Source organism: Stenotrophomonas sp. PS02297, assembly GCF_029959705.1.
Classification (GTDB): Bacteria; Pseudomonadota; Gammaproteobacteria; order Xanthomonadales; family Xanthomonadaceae; genus Stenotrophomonas; species Stenotrophomonas nitritireducens.
This window is the reverse complement of the sequence record NZ_JASCOS010000078.1, coordinates 1-17,195: the sequence shown is the minus strand read 5'-3', so window position 1 is coordinate 17,195 and position 17,195 is coordinate 1. Positions and strand designations below refer to the sequence as shown.

Sequence of the window (17,195 nt, the reverse complement as noted above, 5' to 3'; positions counted from 1 at the left end):
GGATGAAGGGCCTGTTCCGCGACCTGCTGCGGCAGGTGCTGCCGGCGGGGACCGAGCTGGGCTTCTGATCGCCGCCGTGGGCGCGCCGGGCAGCGCCCGGCGGGGGCTTCGGTTGGGAATGCCACAGCGGGGCTTCGCCCCGCTCTACAAGGAGCGCGGTGTTCTGTAGCGCCGGGCAACGCCCGGCGGGGCCTTCGCAGGTAGTGCCGCAGCGGGGCTTGCCCCGCTCTACAGGGGCATTGCGTGGAAGCGCAGGCCGACGCCGGGTTCGGTGAACAGGTAGCGCGATTCCAACGCCGAGTCGCCGAGCTTGTGCCGCAGCCGGCCGACCAGGATGCGCAGGTAATGCGTGTCGTGGCGATGGCTCGGACCCCAGACTTCCTGCAGGATCTGCGGCTGGGTGACCACGCGCCCGGCATTGCGCAGCAGCAGCGCCAGCAACGCGTATTCCTTGCGGGTCAACGCCACCGCCGCACCGTCCAGGCGTACCTCGCGGCGGGCCAGGTCGATGCGCAGGTGGCCGTCGTCGAACAGCGGCACCTGGCCTTCGCCGTCGGCGCTGCGGCCGCGCAGCAGCGCCCTTGCCCGCGCCATCAGTTCCTGCGTGCCGAAAGGCTTGGTCACGTAATCGTTGGCGCCGTTGTCCAGCGCCCGCACCTTCTCCGCTTCGCCGGCGCGCACGCTGAGCATGATCACCGGCACCTGGCTCCATTGGCGCAGTTCGGCCAGCACGTCGTGGCCTTCCATGTCGGGCAGGCCGATGTCCAGGATCACCAGGTCGGCGCCTTCGCCGGCAAGTTTGCGCAGGCCTTCGCCGCCCGTGGCCGCCTGGCTGGTGGCATAGCCCTGCGCGCGCAGCGAGATGTCGAGGAAGCGGCGGATCTGCACCTCGTCGTCGATCACCAGCACGCGCGCCGGCGGAATGGCGGGGGCGTCAGCCATCGTCGCGCGGGCTCTCCGGATGCGGCTGGAGCAGGGGCAGGGTCATGCGCACCAGCGTACCGCGGCCATCGCGGCCAGGCAGCGCTTCGACGTGGCCGCCGTGCGCGCCGATCATGCCCTGGCAGATGGTCAGGCCCAGGCCGGTGCCCTGGCGGCCACGGTCGCCGCGTTCCACGCTGTAGAACATGTCGAAAATGCGCGCACGCTCGGCATCGGGAATGCCCGGCCCCTCGTCGATCACCTCGATGCGCAGCTCGCCCTCGTGCAGGCGCGCGCGCACCTCGACCGCCATGCCCGGGGGCGAGAACTTGGCCGCGTTCTCCATTACGTTGAACACCGCCTGTTCGACCAGCGCCGGATGCACCCAGATCGGCGGCAGGTCGTGCGGGATGTCCAGCTTCAGCAGCGCATCCGGCTGGTAACGCTGCAGGCGCCGCGCCGCCGAGCCGATCAGCTCGTCCACGCCGATCCAGTCGCGGTTGAGCTTGAGACCGTCGTGGCCGAGCCGGGTCATGTCCAGCAGGTTCTGGATGTAGCGGTCCAGGCGTTCGCCCTCGACCACGATGGTGTCGAGCAGCGCGCGGCGGTCGCTGGCGTCCATCGCCTCGGCGTAGCTGGAAAGGCTGTCGGCCGAACCGATCATCGCCGCCAGCGGCGAGCGCAGGTCGTGCGACACCGAGGACAGCAGGGCCGAGCGCAGGCGTTCGGTCTCGTTGTGCAGGTGCGCGGTTTCCAGGTCGGCGACCAGGCGCGTGCGCAGCGCCGCCTGGGCGATGTCGTCGGCCATGGCTTCGGCCAATTGGCGCTGCTCCGGCGCCAGCCGCGGGTACTGGCGGTCCAGGCGCAGGCCGGCCACGCCGATGCCGTGCCCTTCGCCGTCCAGCAGCGGCAGGAACCACCAGTCGGCGCCGGCCAGGGTGTCGGTGAAGCGGCCCGCCGGCTGGCCATGGCGCAAGGCCCAGTCTGCCGCGGCCAGGTCGGTGGCGCCGGGCGCCGCGCTGCCGCTGGTACTGGTGTCCTGTGCGATCCGCACCCAGGCCGGCGAATCGAGGGCCTGCTCCAGCGCGACGCGGCCGGCGTGCGCCACCTGCGCGTTGTCGGTCGCGCCGACCAGTTGCCGCCCCAGCGCCTGGCGCACGTTGGCGTGGCGGTTGGCCGCGCGCAGCGCCACCACCTGCATGCGCAGCCGCGACGCCAGCCGCCCGGCCACCAGCGCCGCGGCCAGGAACAGGAACACGGTGATCACGCCCTGGCGCGCGTTGATGGCGAAGGTGAAGCGCGGGGCGATGAAGAAGAAGTTGTAGGCCAGGAAGCACAGCGTGGCCGCCAGCACCGCCGCGCTCATGCGCGTGCGCGCGGCCACCAGCACCACGGCGACGATGAACACCATCGCCAGGTCGCTCAGGCCGATCCAGCGTTCGCCCAGCCACGCCGCCAGGCAGGCCGCGGCGGTGGCCAGCAGCGCCAGCGCCGCGTCCCTGCTCCAGTTCTCCGGATCGAGCGACAGCCCGGTGCGGCGCGCGCTGGCGCGCGCCTGCGGCGTGCTGATGATGGTGATTTCGTAGTGCGCGCCGCGCTGGATCAGCTGCTGGGTCAGGGTCTGGTTGAACAGCCGCGCCAGCGGGCGTTCGCGGGTGCGGCCCAGCACCAGGGTGGAAACGGCGTTGTGCGAGGCGTAGTCCAGCAGCACGTCGGCGATGCCCGGCCCGTGCAGCAGTTCGGCATCGCCGCCGAGGCGGCGCGCCAGCGCGAAGGCGGCGTCGATCTCGCGGCCGGTGGCCTCGTCGTGGCGGCGGTTCCGCACCGTCACCACCGTCCACGGCGCGTCGCGGCGCTCGGCGATGCGCCGCGCCACGCGCACCAGGTATTCGCTCTGGCCGCCGCCGTCGATGGCGACCAGCACCCGCCGCCGCAACGGCAGGTTGCCCTCGCCACGCGCTGCCCGCGCCTCGCGCAGGCTGCTGTCGACGCGGTCGGCGGCCTCCTGCATGGCCAGTTCGCGCAGCGCGGTGAGGTTGGCCGGCGAGAAGAACGCCTGCAGCGCCTGCGCGGCCTGTTCGGGCACGTACACCTTGCCCTGGCGCAGGCGCTCGATCAGTTCGCGCGGCGGCAGGTCGACCAGCACGATGTCGTGCAGGCGGTCGAACACCACGTCCGGCACGGTCTCGCCGACGCGTACGCCGGTGATGCGCATCACCACGTCGTTGAGGGTTTCCAGATGCTGGATGTTGATGGTCGTCCAGACGTCGATGCCGGCGTCGAGCAGTTCCATCACGTCCTGCCAGCGCCGTTCGTGGCGGCTGCCGGGTGCGTTGCGGTGGGCCAGTTCGTCGACCAGCACCAGCGCCGGGTGCCGCGCCAGCACCGCGTCCAGGTCCATTTCCTGCAGGCGGTGGCCGCGGTAATCGACTTCGCGCAGCGCGATCGCCGGCAGCCCGCCCAGCAGCGCGGCGGTGTCGCTGCGGCCATGCGTTTCCACCACGGCCGCGACCACATCCACGCCGCGGCGCCGCTGTTCCTGCGCGCGGGTGAGCATGGCGTAGGTCTTGCCGACGCCGGGCGCGGCGCCGAGGAAGACCGTCAGCTTGCCGCCGGCCTCGCGTTGCAGGCTTTCGGCCAGCGCATCGGCCTGGCGGCTGCGGGGGTCGTTCATGGCCGCGATTGTGCGCCGTGTCCGGCAGGCGGGGAATCAGGGTGCATGCGCGGCGGCATCCAGGGCCCGGTTCAACGCGACCACGTTGACGCGCGGCTGCCCGAACACGCCCCATTGCCGGTCCTGCAGCTGGTCCTCCAGCAGCGCCTGCACGCGCTGCGGCGGCCAGCCGCGCGCGCGCGCCACGCGTGCCACCTGCAACCGCGCCGCCGCCGGCGAGAGTTGCGGGTCGAGTCCGCTGGCGGATGCAGTGACCAGATCGCCCGGTACCTGCGCCGGCGCGACCCGCTCGCGCGCGGCCACGGCGGCGGTGGCCGCGGCCACGCGCCTGGCCAGTTCCGGATTGCTGCGCGCCAGGTTGCTGCCGGCGGCGGCCATCGGGTCGTAGCCGGCGGCCGATGGCCGTGCCTGGAAATAGCCGTCGCCCGCGAAGGGCTGCGCCAGCAGGAGGGAGCCGCGCACCGTGCCGTCGGCGTCGCGGACCAGGCTGCCGTCGGCCTGCTCCGGGAACAGCGTGCCGGCGATGCTGGTGGCGAGCAGGGCGTAGAGCAGGCCGGTGCCGAGCAGGCCGAACAGCGTCAGGCCGATGGCCGGGCGCCACAGTGGAGTGTGCATTGCAGGATTCATGTGCCGGACACCAGGACGAGGAGAAGGTCGATGGCCTTGATCGCCACGAAGGGCAGCAGCACGCCGCCGACGCCGTAGACCAGCATGTTCCGGCGCAGCAGCGCGGTGGCGCTGGCCGGGCGGAAGCGCACGCCGCGCAGCGCCAGCGGGATCAGGGCCGGAATCACCAGCGCGTTGAAGACCAGCGCCGCCAGTACCGCGTTGCGTGGGCTGGAGAGCTGCATCACGTTCAGCGCCGCCATCGACGGGATGGCCGCGGCGAACAGCGCCGGCAGGATCGCGAAATACTTGGAGACGTCGTTGGCCAGCGAGAACGTGGTCAGCGCGCCGCGGGTGATCAGCTGCTGCTTGCCCACTTCCACCACCGCCAGCAGCTTGGCCGGGTCCGAATCCAGGTCGACCATGTTGCCGGCCTCCTTGGCCGCCTGCGTGCCGGAGTTCATCGCCAGGCCGATGTCGGCCTGCGCCAGCGCCGGCGCATCGTTGGTGCCGTCGCCGACCATCGCCACCAGCCGCCCGCCGGCCTGTTCGCTGCGGATGCGCGCCAGCTTGTCCTCGGGCCTGGCCTGGGCGATGTAGTCGTCCACCCCGGCTTCGGCGGCGATGGCCGCGGCGGTCAACGGGTTGTCGCCGGTGATCATCACCGTGCGGATGCCCATCGCCCGCAGCTGCGCGAACTTCTCGCGCATGCCGTGCTTGACCACGTCCGACAACGCGACCACGCCGAGCACATGGCGGCCTTCGCACACCACCAGCGGGGTGGCGCCACCGCGGGCGACCTGCTCCACGCGCGCCTGCAGCTCGTTGGGTACGTTGCCGCCCAGCGCCTGCACGTGCGCGGCGATGGCGTCGGCTGCACCCTTGCGGATGCGGCGGCCGTCGTCCAGGTCGACGCCGGACATGCGGGTCTGCGCGCTGAAGGCCAGGTAGTCCGCTCTTTCCGGTTCGCTGGCGGCGCATCCCTGCTCGCGGGCCAGCCGCACGATCGATTTGCCCTCCGGGGTCGGGTCGGCCAGCGAGGACAGCAGGGCCGCTTCGCGCAGTTGCGCGGCATCGATGCCGGCCAGCGCATGGAAGGCCGTGGCCTGGCGGTCGCCATAGGTGATGGTGCCGGTCTTGTCGAGCAGCAGCACGTCCACGTCGCCGGCCACTTCCACCGCCTTGCCGGACTTGGCCAGCACGTTGGCGGCCAATGCCCGGTTCATGCCGGCGATGCCGATGGCCGGCAGCAGGCCGCCGATGGTGGTCGGGATCAGGCACACCAGCAGCGCGATCAGCAGCAGTGGATCGACGCGTACGCCGACGAAGCCGGCGATCGCCGGCAGCGTCGCCACCACCACCAGGAAGGTCAGCGACATCGCCGCCAGCAGCAGGGTCAGCGCGATCTCGTTCGGCGTCTTCTGCCGGTTGGCGCCTTCCACCAGCGCGATCATGCGGTCCAGGAAGCTGTGCCCCGGCTCGGCGGTGACGCGCACGATGATCTGGTCCGACAGCACCTTGGTGCCGCCGATGACGCCGGAGCGGTCGGTGCCGGCCTCGCGCAGCACCGGTGCCGACTCGCCCGTGACCGCGGCCTCGTTGATGGTGGCCAGGCCCTGCACGATCTCGCCGTCGGCCGGCACGAGTTCGCCGGCGGAGACGATCACGTGGTCGCCCGGGCGCAGTTCGGCCGCGGCGACGGTGCTTTCGGCCGCGCCTGGTTGCGGCGCGGCCAGGCGGCGCGCCACCAGGTCCCTGCGTGCGCGCCGCAGCGAGGCCGCCTGGCCGCGACCGCGCGCTTCGGCCACGGCTTCGGCGAAGTTGCCGAACAATACGGTCGCCAGCAGGATCGCGGTGACCGCCAGGCCGAAGCCCAGCGGTGCGTTGCCGGTGAGCGTGAGCAGCAGCGCCAGCAGGGTGCCGGCCATGACGATGGCCATCACCGGGTTGTGCAGCAGATGCATCGGCGCCAGCTTGCGGACCGACTCCAGCAGGGCGCGCCGCCAGCCGGCGGCGTCGAGCAGGGGCGGGCGGCGCGTGGCGGCCCGGGAAACAGGGGGGGACATCGGGATGTTCATGGCTGTGGGGCTCCCTGCAGTGCCAGGCCCAGGTGGTCGGCCACCGGGCCGAGGACCAGCGCCGGCATGAACTGCAGCACGGTGAGGACGACGATCACGCAGACCAGGGTCAGGCCGAAGGTCGGGGTTTCGATCTGCAGGCTGCCTGCGCCCTGCGGTGCCTGCCGTTTGCCGGCCAGCTGTGCGGCGATGACCAGCGGGACGATCAGGATCGGGAAACGGCCCAGCGCCAGCACCAGCGAGCAGCTCAGGTTCCACCACACGGTGTTGGTGGCGAGTCCGGCGAAACCCGAACCGTTGTTGGCGTAGGCCGAGGTGAACTCGTAGAACACCTGGGTGATGCCGTGGAAGCCGGGATTGGACGTGCCTGCCAGGCCGGGGATGGCCAGGGTCAGCGCGGTCAGGCCGAGCAGGGTGATGGGTTGCAGCAGTACCAGCACGGCGAGCAGGCGTATCTGCGGCGTTTCCAGTTTGCGGCCGAACAGCTCGGGCGTGCGCCCGGTCATCAGTCCGGCCAGGAACACCGACAGCATCAGGTACACCAGGAACTGCTGCAGGCCGCAGCCGATGCCGCCCCAGATGGCGCCGACCAGCATGTTGACCAGCGACACCATGCCGGTCAGCGGGCTCATCGAATCCTGCATGCCGTTGACCGAGCCGTTCTGCACCTGGGTGGTCAGCGTGGCCCACAGCGCGGTGCCGTCCGCGCCGAAGCGGACCTCCTTGCCTTCCATCAGCAATGGACTGGCGGCGGTGGCGCCATGGCCTTCCAGCCACACCGTGCCGAAGGTGGACAGCAGCGACATGCCGAGCATGCAGCCGAACACCAGCGCGCCGAACCGGCGCCGGCCGGTGAAGGCGCCGATCATGAACACGACCGCCATCGGGATCAGCACGATGCCGACCAGTTCCAGCGCATTGGAAAGCGGCGTCGGGTTTTCCAGCGGGAAGCTGCTGTTCGGCCCGTACCAGCCGCCGCCGTTGGCGCCGAGCTGCTTGGCCGCGACCATCGCCGCTACCGGCCCCAGCGGGATCTTCTGCGCCTGCATGCCGGCGCTGGCGTCGATCGGCACGGCCTGCGGGCCGGCCGCGAGCGTCGAGGGCACGCCCTGCCAGGTCAGCAGCAGCGTCCACAGCAGGCACAGCGGCAGCAGGAAGCGCAGGCACAGGCGCACCACGTCGGCGTAGTAGTTGCCGACCCTGATGCGTGCGGCGTTGCCGTTGCCGTTGTCCTGCGTTCCGGCGAACAGTGCCCGCAGCGTGGCCACGGCCAGGGCCAGGCCCATCATCGGCGTGATCACCTGCAGGCCGGTGATGGCGGTCATCTGCGACAGGTAGGACAGCTGCGCCTGGCCGCTGTAGTGCTGCTGGTTGGTGTTGGTCAGGAACGACACCATCGTGTGCAGCGCGGTGTCCCAGCGCAGGTTGGGAATGTGGTCCGGGTTGAGCGGCAACCAGGCCTGGGTCATGAACACGGCCAGCGTCGGCACGGCCAGCACCAGGTTGCTGAGCAGGAAGGCGGCGACATAGCCGCGCCAGGACATGGCGCAGCCCGGGTCCACGCCCAGCAGCCGGTACAGTGGCTTTTCGATCCAGTGGAACAAGGGATCGATGCGCATCGGCATGCCGCGCATCAGCCGCGCCAGGTACAGGCCCAGCGGCCAGGCCAGGAGCATGCCGGCCAGCAGGATGACAAGGGCTTCGGTCATGGCGCGCTCCTCAGAACGACTCGGGCCGCAGGACCGCGTACAGCAGGTAGGCGGCGGCGACCAGCGCCACCAGTCCGCACAACAGGGAAAGCCAGCCGGGCATGGGAAACCTCGCTTTTGGGACGCCACTCGCGGGGCGCGCCGGTGGAAGGGCGGGGCGGCGCCGTTGCCGCAGGCCGTCGTCCCGATCAGGACCGGCATCGTCCTCCCGGAGGCCGTAAACGTTCGATGCCATGGAACCGGTGCGGGCGTAAAAACGCCATAAAAATGCGGATCGATGGCGCGCTGCGATGGCCGGGGGCGCCGGCGCCTTCCAGCCATCGCGGTCGAGGCTGCTGTCGGAGCGGTGGCGGCAAATGGCCGCCCCGGGCGGTTTTGACCGCGCCTGCCGATGGTCGGAAGCGGGAATGGCAGGAACGGGGCAACAAAAAAGCGGCCCGCAGGCCGCTCGCGTGTTCCCGATACCGATGGGCGGCTCAGCCCGGCGGCGAAGCCGGCGCGCCGGCCGCATCGGCCGGTGCGGCGATGCCCTTTAGTTCGCGGTAGCGGGCCAGGGTTTCTGCGATCTCCACGTCCAGCGCCTTGCGCTGCTGCTCGAAGGCCGCCTGCAGCCGCAGCTGGGCGAGCAGTTCGGTGTGGCGCTGGCGGATGTCCCCGGCCTGCTTGTCGGCCACCTTCTGCCCGGCCAGCTCGCGGTCGCCCGCCACGGAAAGCTGGGTCGCCAGTGCCTCGCGCAGGCTGCCTACGTTGTAGATGGCGGTCTTGATGTTGTTGTCGACGATGGCCGCGCGTTCGTTGAACACGCGGCGCAGCGCGTCCTCGCTGCCGTAGGTGGACAGCATGGCCTGTTCGGTGCGCCGGCGGGTTTCCACCGCCGCCGCATCCACCTGCGCCTGCGCCGCCGCCAGTTCCGCATCGGCGCGTTCCTCGGCGGTGAGCGCGCGCTGCACCTCGGCGCCGCGCAGGCCGCTGCGCGCGTTGAACTCCTGGCGCGCGCTGTTGACCGCTTCCGGCGGCAGGGTATCCGAACAGGTCCGCTCGCCGCGGGCGTTGTCCCAGCAGTAGAGCTTCTTGCCGGTATCGGCCGGTTTGTTCTGTGCCAGCGCCGGCGCGGCCAGCGCAGCCAGCGCCAGCAGCATGCCCGCAACGGCGGTGGACGGATTCGGCCTCATGGCAGCCCCCTGCGGTCAGCCCGTTGGATTGCTTCCGTAACGGGCCCGGTAGGCCAGCAACGGTTCGCGGTAGCCGACAAGTTCCGGGTTCCCGGAAGCGAATGCAAGCAGGTCGGCGAGGTTGGACACGGCGATCACTGGAATGCCGGTCTCGGCCGCCACGGCCTGGGCGGCCGAACGGGGGTCGTCCTCGGAGGCGATCTCCTGGCGGTCGAGCGCGACCACGATGCCGGCGGGGATGCCGTTGGCGGCGCGGATGATGGCCAGCGCCTCGCGGATGGCGGTGCCGGCGGTGATCACGTCGTCGACGATCAGGATGCGCTTGCCGGCCATGTCGGCGCCGATCAGGGTGCCGCCTTCGCCATGGTCCTTGGCTTCCTTGCGGTTGAAGGTCAGCGGCAGGTTGCGGCCGCGGTGCGAGAACTCGCAGGCGATGGCGGTGGCCAGCGGGATGCCCTTGTAGGCTGGGCCGAACAGCTGGTCGAAGGCGACCCCGGAGGAATCGACCGCGTCGGCATAGCAGTTGCCCAGCTGGGCCAGCGCCAGGCCGGTGTCGAAACGGCCGGCATTGAAGAAATAGGGGCTTACCCGCCCGGACTTGAGGGTGAACTGGCCGAAACGCAGGGCGTCGGCGTTCAGCGCCAGCTGCAGGAAGCGGGAACGATGGTCACTCATTAGATGCGCTTTCTTCGTCGTCTATAGAAGGCGCCTAGGGTAAAGCATGGCTTCGGGGAATGCTGGCGCGGGCGGTATGCTGTGCCGTCCCGGCCCTGTCAGCGGTTCCCTATGCGCATCATCAGCTTCAACGCCAACGGCATCCGTTCGGCCACCACCAAGGGTTTCAGCCAATGGTTCGCCGGCCAGCAGGCCGACGTGCTGTGCATCCAGGAGACCAAGGCCCAGGAATCGCAACTGTCCGACCCGCTGTTCCGGCCCGATGGCCACCATTGTTTCTACCGCGACGCCATCACCAAGAAGGGCTACAGCGGGGTGGCGATCTGGAGCCGGCGCGAACCGGACGAGGTGCGCACCGAGCTGGGCTGGGCGCCGTTCGACGACGAAGGACGCTATATCGAGGCGCGCTTCGGCAACCTGAGCGTGGTTTCCTTCTATATCCCGTCCGGCTCGTCGGGCGAACTGCGCCAGGGCTTCAAGTTCGAGGTGATGGACTGGCTGCGGCCGATCCTGGACGAATGGCTGGCCAGCGGCCGCGACTACGTGCTGTGCGGGGACTGGAATATCGTCCGCACCGCGCTGGACATCAGGAACTGGAAATCCAACCAGAAGAACTCCGGCTGCCTGCCCGCCGAGCGCGACTGGCTCAACGGCCTGTGCGCCGACCAGCCCGGCGACGCCGAGCTGGCCAGCGGTCGCGGCTGGGTGGACGCCTACCGCGCGCTGCACCCGGAAGGGCAGGACTACACCTGGTGGAGCAACCGCGGCGCCGCGCGCGCCAACAACGTCGGTTGGCGCATCGACTACCAGTTCGCCACGCCGGGGCTGCGCGAGCGCCTGCGCGGCTGCTCGATCTACCGCGACGAACGCTTCTCCGACCACGCGCCGTTCACCGTGGACTACGACCTGTGAGCGAGGCCACCGCGAAGCGCCACCAGGGCTGGCGGGAGGTGATGGGCAACCTGCGCCAGCGCAAGGTGCTGGCGATGCTGCTGCTGGGCTTCAGTTCCGGGCTGCCGATCTACCTGGTGGGCAATACGCTCGGTTTCTGGATGCGCAAGGAAGGCATCGAGCTGGACACCATCGGCTTCCTGTCCTGGGTCGGCCTGGCGTACTCGATGAAGTTCCTGTGGGCGCCGATCGTCGACAAGACCGACGTGCCGCTGCTGGGGCGGATGTTCGGGCGTCGCCGCGGCTGGATGCTGCTGTCGCAGCTGTTCGCCGGGCTGGCGCTGGTGGGCATGGCGCTGGTCCAGCCCAAGGGCGGCAACATCGTCGTGCTGGGCCTGTCGGTGGAGCACCTGCTGGTGTTCGGCGTGCTGGCCACGGTGGTGGCTTTCGCCTCGGCCACGCAGGACATCGTCATCGATGCATGGCGCATCGAGAGCGCCAGCAGCAGCGAACAGCTGGGCCTGCTGACCGCCTCCTCGGCGCTGGGCTACCGCACCGCGCTGCTGGTCACCGACGCACTGATCCTGATCATCGCCGCGCGCGTGGGCTGGCAGCTGTCCTACGAGATCATGGCGGCGCTGATGGGCCTGGGCGTGGCCGCGGTGGCGCTGGCGCGCGAACCGGCGCGGGCGGTGATCGCCGTGCACGACCAGGCCGCCCGGCTGTGGACGCCGCGTGGCCTGTTCGATGCGGTGATCGGCCCGTTCGTGATGTTCTTCCGCGAATACCGCAGCGGCGCGCTGCTGATCCTGGCGGCGATCAGCATCTACCGCATGGCCGATTTCGTGATGGGGCCGATGGCCAACCCGTTCTATGTCGACCTTGGCCTGGACGAGGACACGGTGGGCGCGGTGCGCGGTTCGGTCGGCCTGGTCGCGACCTTCGTCGGCATCGCCCTGGCCGGCGTGATCTCGGTGCGCTGGGGGGTGATGGCGGCGCTGCTGGTCGGCGCCATCCTCGGTCCCTGCTCGAACCTGGCGTTCGCATGGATGGCCTACGTCGGCCCGGGCAAGCTGGAGTTCGCCATCGCCATGGCGGTGGACAACCTGTCCAGCGGCTTCGCCGGCACCGCGTTGATCGCCTACATGTCCAGCCTGACCAGCATCGGCTATACCGCGACCCAGTACGCGCTGCTCAGTTCGTTCTACGCGATGCCGGGCAAGGCGCTGAAGGGCTTTTCGGGCGTGACCGTGCAGTACCTGGCGCAGGGCCGCACCCTGCTGGAGGGCTACGCGCTGTTCTTCATCGGCACCGCCTTGCTGGCGATCCCCGTGCTGCTGCTGTGCCTGGCGCTGGCGGCGATGCAGGCGCGCAAGGCCGCCGCGCCCGACTGAATGCGGCAAGGGCGGATGGATCGCTGGAATCTCCATCCGCCAGCCGTTGAATCCGGTCATCGCCTCGCCGATGATGCCGGCGGGGGGATCCGCCGGACTGCTGGCGTGACGACATGGCCGACGTGATCTTGCGGGATATCGACCCGCTGCTGCTTGAGCGCATCCGCCGCCTCGCGGTGGCGCGCGGCTGGACCCGCGAACATACCTGCGCGGTGCTGCTCGAACAGGGCCTGTTCGCCGGCGAGCATGAAATGAGCCATGGTTTCGAACACCCGGAAGTGGATGTCCTGTCCGAAGCCATCCATGCCCTGCAGGCGTTGCCGGCTGGGGCCGAATTCGGTTGAACGGATGGCCAGCGGGTCGAGATGACGCACGTGCAGAGCGGGGCGACGCCCTGCTGGCACCTTACTGGGATTCCTCTGCCGCGCGCCGCCGTCGCGGTCGTCCCGCTCTATCGCTGCATCGCGGACGCAGCCGACATGCCCGGACGGTTTTCAGGCCGGATGGATCGCGCCAAGGATCCGCGGCCCGCGCGCACCACTGACGCTGGGCAGGTTGCCCGGGCGTCCTGCCAGGGTCTCGCGCGCCAGCCAGGCGAAGCCCATCGCTTCCATGTAGTCGGGGTCGAGTCCATGCGTGGCGCTGGAGACTACCGCCACGCCGGGCAGGCGCGCGGCGATGCGTTGCAGCAACAGCGGATTGCGTACGCCGCCACCGCAGACCAGCAGCCGCTGCACGCCAGGCAGGTGGGCCAGCAGCGCATCGGCGATCGTGGCGGCGGTGAGTTCGAGCAGGGTGGCCTGTACGTCCGCCGGCGAAAACGATCCGCTGCCGAGCCGCGCATGCACCCAGTCCAGATGGAAGTGCTCGCGTCCGGTGCTCTTGGGGGGTGGCAGTGCGAACCAGGCATCGTCCAGCAGCCGCGCCAGCAATGCGTCATCCACCCGGCCGCTGGCGGCGAAGGCGCCGTCGGCATCGAACGCGGCGCCGAGGTGGCGTTGGCACCAGCCATCCAGCAGCGCGTTGGCCGGGCCGGTGTCGAAACCGCGCAGGCTGCCGTCGCGGGCGAGCAGGCTCAGGTTGGCGATGCCGCCCAGGTTGAGCACCGCCCGGTCTTCGTGGGCGCTGCCCAGCATGGCCAGGTGGAAGGCCGGCATCAGCGGCGCGCCATGCCCGCCGGCGGCCACGTCGCGGCGGCGGAAGTCGGCCACGGTGGCGATGCCGGTGAGTTCGGCGATGCGGTTGGCGTCGCCGATCTGCCAGGTGAAGCCGGGGTTGGAGGTGGGCCGATGGCGGATGGTCTGGCCGTGTGAGCCGATCGCCTGTACACGCGTGCGCTCGATGCCGGCCCGCTCCAGCAAGCCGTTGGCGGCGGCGGCGAAGGCGATGCCGACCTCGGCATCCAGCTGCCCGAGCGCATCCAGCGACGCGGGTTCGGCGCCCTGGCCCAGCGCGATCAGCGCGGCACGGGTCTCCGCCTTCCAGTCGAAGGTGTGCCCATGCACGAAACGGCAGCCGCCTTCGGCCGGAAACTGCGCCAGCGCGGCGTCGATGCCGTCGGCGCTGGTGCCGGACATCAGGCCGAGGAACAGGGGCAGCTGCGGATCGATGGACGCCATGCGGAGGCCGGAAAGAAAAGGGGCAGGGAAGCTTCAAGGCTCCCTGCCCCGGTCGTCAATGCGCTGGCCCGCCGGTCAGCCGCGCTTGTTCCTGACTGGAGACGTCGCGGCACTGGCCGTGGTGGTGGTCGGTTTGTCCTTGCCGGCGTCGACGTACATCAGTTCCTCCATGCCCTGGATGCGCGCCATCGCCGGCGAGGTCTGGGCCCGGAACGCGGCCAGCTCGGCACCCTTGAGCGGCTCCGGCGGCGGCATGGTCACCGACAACGGGTTGCGGTGCTCGCCGTTGATGCGGAATTCGTAGTGCAGGTGCGGGCCGGTGGCCATGCCGGTGGAGCCGACGTAGCCGATCACCGTGCCCTGGTTGACGCGCTGGCCGGTGCGGATGTTGCCGAAGCGCGACATGTGGCCGTACAGGGTGGTGTAGCCGCGGCCATGGTCGAGGATCACCACGTTGCCGTAGCCGCGCTGGGTGCCGGCGAACTGCACGCGGGCGTCGCCAGCGGCCATGATCGGCGTGCCGGTGCCGGCGGCGTAGTCCACGCCCTTGTGCATGCGCATGGTGCCGAGGATGGGATGGCGGCGCGAACCGAAGGTGGAGCTCAGCCGCGCGAACGGGATCGGCATGCGGATGAAGCTCTTCTTCAGCGGCCGGCCGTTGAGGTCGAAGTATTCGAACTTGCCGCCGCGCTCGAAGCGGAAGCCGGTGTAGGTCTTGCCGCCGGTGCTGAAGGTGGCCGCCAGGATCTTGCTGGTGTCGATGCGCTCGCCCTCGCGCCAGGTCTCGTCCATGACCACGCTGAAGCGGTCGCCGGGCTGCACATCCTTGGAGAAGTCGATGTCGTACTTGAAGATCTCGTCGGTCATCGTGTTGATGGCCGAAGGCGACAGGCCGGCCTTGAGCGCCGAGGCATAGAGCGAGCTGCGGATTTCCCCGCTGGCGACCACGGTGCGGGTGGTGGTGACGCGCTCGAGCACCTTCTCGCGGATCTGGTCGCCCTGCAGCGACAGCTCCACGCGGTGGCTGGGATCGCGGTCGAAGCGGATGGTGCGCAGCTGGCCGCTCACCGGCAGGTCGAAGGCGATCTCGGCGCCCGGGCGGAGCCGGGTCAGCGCCTCGCGGGTGCCCGGGTAGTCCAGCAGCTGGTGCATCACCGTCGCCGGCACGCCGGCCAGCTCGAACAGATCGCTCAGGGTCTGGCCGCGTTCCACCCGCAGGATCTGCCAGCTGTCGCCGGGGGTCTCGCCGCGCCGGGCCAGCGAAAGCGGCGGCAGCGGCAGGGCCAGAGTCGAATGCGCCGACGGCAGCGGCGCGTCGATGGCGTTGGAGAAGCCCGGCACGATCGTCGCCGCCAGCGCGCCGATGGTCGCGAACAGGCTGGCGTGGATCCAGTGGCGGCGGGTCCAGCGTTCGTTGAACGCGGCCGGGAGATGTTGCTTCAGCTTCCGATGCAGGGCGGTGTCGTGCAGGACATGGAGTCGTTCCTGGAAGCGCTGTTTGCGCGCCTGGCCGTGATCGGGTTGGGACATCGCTCGGTTCTCTGGTCGACCCGGATCGCGGGCCCAAACGCGGGTAACATAGTCACCCTTCAATACCGCGTCAAACCATTGAGCCGCATGGCTTTTTGATGAATTGGGCGGTTAACCTGCACTTAACACCCCATGTCTGACGGCGAAGCCGGGAGTTCCAGCGTGTCCTCGATTGATGAAGCCCTTGCCCTGATCGGCCGCGGTGCCGACGAAATTCTCAAGGTGGATGAACTGCGCCAGCGTCTGGAGAGCGGTCGTCCGCTGCGGGTCAAGGCCGGCTTCGACCCCACCGCCCCGGACCTGCACCTGGGCCATACCGTGCTGTTGAACAAGCTGCGCCAGTTCCAGGACCTGGGGCACCAGGTGATCTTCCTGATCGGCGACTTCACCGGCATGATCGGCGACCCCTCGGGAAAGAACGTCACCCGCAAGCCGCTTTCGCGCGAGGACGTGCTGGCCAATGCCCGCACCTATGAAGAACAGGTATTCAAGGTGCTCGACCGAGAGCGCACCGAGGTCCGCTTCAATTCCGAGTGGTTCGGGAAGATGGGCGCGGCCGATATGATCCGTCTGGCGGGCCAGCACACCGTGGCGCGCATGCTCGAACGCGACGATTTCGCCAAGCGTTACGCCGCCCAGCAGTCCATCGCCATCCACGAGTTCCTCTACCCGCTGGTGCAGGGCTACGACTCGGTGGCGCTGGAAGCGGACGTCGAGCTGGGTGGCACCGACCAGAAGTTCAACCTGCTGATGGGCCGCGGCCTGCAGGAGCACTACGGGCAGAAGCCGCAGATCGTGCTGACCATGCCGTTGCTGGAGGGCCTGGACGGCGTCAACAAGATGTCCAAGTCGCTGGGCAACTACATCGGCATCAGCGAGCCGGCCATCGACATCGTCACCAAGACCATGAAGATCGACGACACGCTGATGTGGCGCTGGATCGATCTGCTGAGCTTCGACATCTCCATCGCCGAGGCGAAGCAGTTGCGGGCCGACGTCGAAGCCGGCGCGATCAATCCGCGCGAGATCAAGCTGCGCCTGGCGCGCGAACTGACCACCCGCTTCCACGATGCCGCCGCCGCCGAGCAGGCCATCGCCGGCTGGAACGCGGCGGTGACCGGGCAGGGCGACATCACCCTGCTGCCCCTGCAGGAAGTTGCGGTGCCGGCCGAAGGACTGCGCATCGGCGCCCTGCTGACCGCCGCCGGCCTTACGCCCAGCAATTCGGAGGCCTCGCGCAAGCTCAAGGAGCGTGCGGTGAAGGTGGATGGCCATGTCATCGAGGACGCGCAGGCCGTCCTGCAGCCGGGTTTCGAGGGATTGCTGCAGGTGGGCAAGCGCACCTTCGCCCGCGTCCTGCTGGTCGTGGCCTGATCCATACAGAGATGTGTCAGCGGCGGCGCCGCCGGGAGCGGCGGCTTGCCGATTGTGGCGTGAGTGTGCTTTTCAGGAATTTGTTGAAAAAAGAGATTGCACATTTCACAAAGATGTCTAGAATTCGCTCCCTCGCTTCACGGCGCCAGTCACTTCGGTGGCAGGGCACAGGAAGTGGCGGCAACGGCCTCGCAAGAGGGTGTTGACGGAAACGAAAAGCCTGACATAATAGGCGGCTCGCTTCGACGAAAGGCTCTTCGGGGTTGGGGTTGAAGCAGCGGAGTCCATCTCGAAACGAGGTGTTGACGAAGCGGAAAAGCCGGCTATAATGGGCGGCTCGCTCGGACGGAAACGTCGAGCACTTGGAAGAAGGCGCTGAGGCCGATTCCGAAGTTCTTTGAAAGTATGCGCAGGTATCTTGTGAGGGCGCCTGCAGGAGTGGATGACTGTCCATCTTGCAGACGTTTGATCAAGCAATGAGTAGTTTGTAAAGCAAGCGAAACGTTGCCAGTGGTTGAACATCTGCAGCTAAGAGTATTTGTCTTCGGACAT

Annotated in this window: 14 protein-coding genes; 4 read left to right on the top strand and 10 right to left on the bottom strand. The window is 69.3% G+C overall.

The genetic code is table 11. The features are described from left to right. Positions 1–228: 228 nt before the first annotated feature. The 8 genes from QMX80_RS13700 to pyrE all read right to left on the bottom strand — a co-directional run bounded on the left by QMX80_RS13700 (position 229) and on the right by pyrE (position 9,835). Positions 229–942, bottom strand: a complete 714-nt coding sequence (locus tag QMX80_RS13700) for a response regulator transcription factor (RefSeq protein WP_282277610.1) — start codon at positions 940–942, stop codon at positions 229–231. Further along, positions 935–3,595 (bottom strand): sensor histidine kinase KdpD, encoded by a 2,661-nt coding sequence (locus tag QMX80_RS13695; protein WP_282277609.1) that lies wholly within the window; start codon positions 3,593–3,595, stop codon positions 935–937. The genes QMX80_RS13700 and QMX80_RS13695 overlap by 8 nt, the downstream gene beginning before the upstream one ends. A 36-nt stretch (positions 3,596–3,631) precedes the next feature. Next, positions 3,632–4,210, bottom strand: coding sequence for a potassium-transporting ATPase subunit KdpC (gene kdpC, locus QMX80_RS13690; RefSeq protein WP_282277608.1), 579 nt, complete (start codon positions 4,208–4,210; stop codon positions 3,632–3,634). Between the two features lie 8 nt (positions 4,211–4,218). Next, positions 4,219–6,267, bottom strand: coding sequence for a potassium-transporting ATPase subunit KdpB (gene kdpB, locus QMX80_RS13685; protein WP_282277611.1), 2,049 nt, complete (start codon positions 6,265–6,267; stop codon positions 4,219–4,221). A gap of 8 nt (positions 6,268–6,275) precedes the next feature. Then, positions 6,276–7,988, bottom strand: a complete 1,713-nt coding sequence (gene kdpA, locus QMX80_RS13680) for a potassium-transporting ATPase subunit KdpA (RefSeq protein ID WP_282277607.1) — start codon at positions 7,986–7,988, stop codon at positions 6,276–6,278. Between the two features lie 10 nt (positions 7,989–7,998). Then, entirely contained in the window at positions 7,999–8,091 is a 93-nt protein-coding gene (locus QMX80_RS13675) for a potassium-transporting ATPase subunit F (protein ID WP_161615418.1), read from the bottom strand. 373 nt (positions 8,092–8,464) lie between these two features. Continuing rightward, complete coding sequence (locus QMX80_RS13670; RefSeq protein WP_282277605.1) at positions 8,465–9,160, bottom strand: hypothetical protein; 696 nt, start codon at positions 9,158–9,160, stop codon at positions 8,465–8,467. Positions 9,161–9,175: 15 nt separating this feature from the next. Continuing rightward, positions 9,176–9,835 (bottom strand): orotate phosphoribosyltransferase, encoded by a 660-nt coding sequence (pyrE, locus tag QMX80_RS13665; protein ID WP_273084968.1) that lies wholly within the window; start codon positions 9,833–9,835, stop codon positions 9,176–9,178. 111 nt (positions 9,836–9,946) lie between these two features. Between pyrE and QMX80_RS13660 the strand changes: the two genes are divergently transcribed. From QMX80_RS13660 to QMX80_RS13650, 3 genes are all read left to right on the top strand, one after another. Continuing rightward, positions 9,947–10,747 (top strand): exodeoxyribonuclease III, encoded by an 801-nt coding sequence (locus QMX80_RS13660; protein ID WP_273084970.1) that lies wholly within the window; start codon positions 9,947–9,949, stop codon positions 10,745–10,747. Beyond that, positions 10,744–12,120 carry an MFS transporter gene (locus tag QMX80_RS13655; protein ID WP_282277604.1) on the top strand — a complete coding sequence of 459 codons (1,377 nt, stop codon included), beginning with the start codon at positions 10,744–10,746 and terminating at the stop codon, positions 12,118–12,120. The genes QMX80_RS13660 and QMX80_RS13655 overlap by 4 nt, the downstream gene beginning before the upstream one ends. Before the next feature lie 113 nt (positions 12,121–12,233). Beyond that, entirely contained in the window at positions 12,234–12,464 is a 231-nt protein-coding gene (locus QMX80_RS13650; protein WP_055773083.1) for a hypothetical protein, read from the top strand. 150 nt (positions 12,465–12,614) lie between these two features. Here QMX80_RS13650 and QMX80_RS13645 read toward each other — a convergent pair whose 3' ends face one another. Together QMX80_RS13645 and QMX80_RS13640 are read right to left on the bottom strand one after the other, a co-directional pair. Beyond that, a complete protein-coding gene (locus tag QMX80_RS13645; protein ID WP_282277603.1) occupies positions 12,615–13,739 on the bottom strand; it encodes an anhydro-N-acetylmuramic acid kinase in 1,125 nt (374 codons plus the stop codon). Between the two features lie 75 nt (positions 13,740–13,814). Further along, positions 13,815–15,269 carry a peptidoglycan DD-metalloendopeptidase family protein gene (locus QMX80_RS13640; protein ID WP_282277602.1) on the bottom strand — a complete coding sequence of 485 codons (1,455 nt, stop codon included), beginning with the start codon at positions 15,267–15,269 and terminating at the stop codon, positions 13,815–13,817. A gap of 162 nt (positions 15,270–15,431) precedes the next feature. Here QMX80_RS13640 and tyrS point away from each other — a divergent pair, with 162 nt between their 5' ends. Further along, complete coding sequence (gene tyrS / locus QMX80_RS13635) at positions 15,432–16,643, top strand: tyrosine--tRNA ligase (RefSeq protein ID WP_055773122.1); 1,212 nt, start codon at positions 15,432–15,434, stop codon at positions 16,641–16,643. Positions 16,644–17,195 lie beyond the last annotated feature (552 nt).

Bases quoted from the DNA above. Each gene is read 5' to 3' on its own strand.
- QMX80_RS13700 (WP_282277610.1), bottom strand. From the start codon at position 942: ATGGCTGACGCCCCCGCCATTCCGCCGGCGCGCGTGCTGGTGATCGAC.
- QMX80_RS13695 (WP_282277609.1), bottom strand. From the start codon at position 3,595: ATGAACGACCCCCGCAGCCGCCAGGCCGATGCGCTGGCCGAAAGCCTG.
- kdpC (WP_282277608.1), bottom strand. From the start codon at position 4,210: ATGCACACTCCACTGTGGCGCCCGGCCATCGGCCTGACGCTGTTCGGC.
- kdpB (WP_282277611.1), bottom strand. From the start codon at position 6,267: ATGTCCCCCCCTGTTTCCCGGGCCGCCACGCGCCGCCCGCCCCTGCTC.
- kdpA (WP_282277607.1), bottom strand. From the start codon at position 7,988: ATGACCGAAGCCCTTGTCATCCTGCTGGCCGGCATGCTCCTGGCCTGG.
- QMX80_RS13675 (WP_161615418.1), bottom strand. From the start codon at position 8,091: ATGCCCGGCTGGCTTTCCCTGTTGTGCGGACTGGTGGCGCTGGTCGCC.
- QMX80_RS13670 (WP_282277605.1), bottom strand. From the start codon at position 9,160: ATGAGGCCGAATCCGTCCACCGCCGTTGCGGGCATGCTGCTGGCGCTG.
- pyrE (WP_273084968.1), bottom strand. From the start codon at position 9,835: ATGAGTGACCATCGTTCCCGCTTCCTGCAGCTGGCGCTGAACGCCGAC.
- QMX80_RS13660 (WP_273084970.1), top strand. From the start codon at position 9,947: ATGCGCATCATCAGCTTCAACGCCAACGGCATCCGTTCGGCCACCACC.
- QMX80_RS13650 (WP_055773083.1), top strand. From the start codon at position 12,234: ATGGCCGACGTGATCTTGCGGGATATCGACCCGCTGCTGCTTGAGCGC.
- QMX80_RS13645 (WP_282277603.1), bottom strand. From the start codon at position 13,739: ATGGCGTCCATCGATCCGCAGCTGCCCCTGTTCCTCGGCCTGATGTCC.
- QMX80_RS13640 (WP_282277602.1), bottom strand. From the start codon at position 15,269: ATGTCCCAACCCGATCACGGCCAGGCGCGCAAACAGCGCTTCCAGGAA.